This window comes from Myceligenerans salitolerans (genome assembly GCF_017349295.1).
In the GTDB taxonomy this organism is placed as follows: Bacteria; Actinomycetota; Actinomycetes; order Actinomycetales; family Cellulomonadaceae; genus Myceligenerans; species Myceligenerans salitolerans.
On the sequence record NZ_JAFMPK010000004.1, the window covers coordinates 1 to 204 of the forward strand.

Below are 204 nucleotides of genomic sequence, written 5' to 3' on the forward strand. Positions count from 1 at the left end.
CCGGGGAAGGTTGAACAACTCGATAATGTTACGGCGGTCATAGCGTAGGGGAAACGCCCGGCTCCATTCCGAACCCGGAAGCTCAGCCCTACAGCGCCGATGGTACTGCCCTCGACAGGGGGTGGGAGAGTAGGACGCCGCCGGACCCCTCTTCATGAAGGCCCCCACTCACACACGTGAGCGGGGGCCTTCAACACACCCACA

General features: G+C 62.7%; 1 rRNA gene. It reads left to right on the plus strand.

Annotation, left to right across the window (positions count from 1 at the left end):
• The first annotated feature begins 29 nt into the window (after positions 1-29).
• Positions 30-146 (plus strand): 5S ribosomal RNA (gene rrf, locus J0911_RS00010).
• The last annotated feature ends 58 nt before the right edge of the window (positions 147-204 follow it).